Annotated in this window: 1 protein-coding gene; it reads right to left on the bottom strand. The window is 47.3% G+C overall.

The window, feature by feature from the left end; translation table 11 throughout:
* Positions 1-199 precede the first annotated feature (199 nt).
* Positions 200-1,714, bottom strand: a complete 1,515-nt coding sequence (gene glpK / locus QTO00_RS18930) for a glycerol kinase GlpK (protein ID WP_331426139.1) — start codon at positions 1,712-1,714, stop codon at positions 200-202.
* Between the last annotated feature and the right edge of the window lie 255 nt (positions 1,715-1,969).

Genomic DNA, 1,969 nt, shown 5'->3' with positions numbered 1-1,969 from the left:
ACGGAAATAAGGCCAATACTGACTTCTGTATGCCACTCTAAGGGTTGGTTACTTCAGTTCGTCGTATAACCAAAAATATCGCGATCGCGGCCTACGGCCGCTCCATACAAAGAACCCCACTTAAAAAGTGGGGTTCGTCATCAATCTGAGGGCACTTTTAAGTGCCCTGTTACAGTATTAATAGCAAAAGTTGTGAGTGCTATTCTTGATCGTGCATCTCTGCCCAAACTTGAGCACATTTAACAGCACGCTTCCAGCCTTTATAGCGGCGGTCACGCTTCTCTTCGTCGTGGTGCGGTTCAAAGGTACGATCGAGCTCAGCTTTGTTCTGCAGTTCATCAATGCTGTTCCAGTATCCTACTGCCAATCCTGCAAGGTACGCGGCACCCAAAGCGGTTACTTCAGTCACTTTAGGGCGGTGAACTTCAGTGTCCAGGACATCGGATTGGAACTGCATGAGGAAGTTGTTGGCGACAGCACCACCATCGACTCTAAGGTTCGCGAGTTGAATCCCGGAATCTGCCTGCATCGCATCAAGCACGTCACGAGTCTGGTAGGCGATTCCCTCTAGCGTTGCACGAATAATGTGGTTTGCCCCAACCCCACGAGTCAGACCGACTATGGTTCCGCGAGCCCAAGCATCCCAGTATGGCGCACCAAGGCCAGTGAAAGCGGGAACGACGTAGACGCCATTGGTGGTGTCTACTTTAGTGGCGAAATATTCTGAATCTTTCGCATCAGCAAGCAGCTTCATTTCATCACGTAGCCATTGGATTGACGCGCCTCCCATAAAGACAGCACCTTCCAAAGCATATGCAGGCTCGCCAGTTGGTCCACAGGCTAAAGTGGTCAGTAGCCCGTGAGTCGAGTTAACCTTCTCTTGGCCTGTGTTCATCAGTAAAAAGCAACCTGTACCATAGGTGTTTTTCGCTTGGCCTGCTTCTACACACATTTGGCCGTAGAGTGCTGCCTGTTGATCACCTGCGATACCGGCAATCGGAATTCGAGTACCCCCTTTACCACCAATGTTAGTTTGTCCGTAAACCTCAGAAGAACGTTTCACTTCAGGCATCATAGACGCAGGAATACCAAGCTCATCAAGGAGTTTTTGATCCCAACAAAGTTGGTTGATGTTGAACAGCATGGTGCGCGAAGCGTTGGTGTAGTCCGTTACGTGAACTCGACCTTGTGTCATCTTCCACACTAGCCAGGTATCTACCGTACCAAACAGTAGCTTGCCTGCTTCAGCGTCTTCTCGTGCGCCTTCTACGTTATCGAGAATCCATTTGACTTTGGTGCCAGAGAAATAAGGGTCGAGCAGTAAGCCTGTGTTTTCACGCACATACTCTTCCAACCCACGCGCTTTGAGCTCTTCACAGATCTCTGCGGTTCGACGACATTGCCAAACAATCGCATTGTAAACAGGTTTGCCTGTCTCTTTGTTCCACACAATGGTGGTTTCACGTTGGTTGGTAATGCCAATGGCAGCGAGTTGATCACTGCGGATGCCCGATTTAGCAAGGGTTTCAATTAGGGTCGAGCTTTGGGTTGCCCAGATCTCCAAGGGATCATGTTCTACCCATCCTGACTGAGGATAGATCTGAGTGAATTCACGTTGCGAAATACTAACAATATTTGCATCGTGATCTAATATCACCGCGCGTGAGCTTGTTGTTCCCTGATCTAAGGCAACAATGTACTTTTGCTCAGTCATGGTAAGAGTCCTTTTGTTTCGTTATTTCTATTTTAGCTAATCTTGATCTGCTTATCTGTCCTTGGGGTCATACTTCCCGTTATGAACTGGCAGTTAAGAGGCGACTTCTCCCTGTTTATGCACAATAATTTTGCATAAATCGAGATAAACGAAAATAAACGAGCATAAAAAATGAGCGTTTAAGCATAGAAAAGGAAAAAATATGAGCTTTTACGACGAGATAGGTTTATGTTGTTGCATATAAAAATCCCTACC

Source organism: Vibrio sp. M260118, from assembly GCF_036533755.1.
Classification (GTDB): Bacteria; Pseudomonadota; Gammaproteobacteria; order Enterobacterales; family Vibrionaceae; genus Vibrio.
The sequence above is the reverse complement of the archived record's forward strand: the minus strand, read 5'-3'. Positions and strand labels throughout refer to the sequence as shown.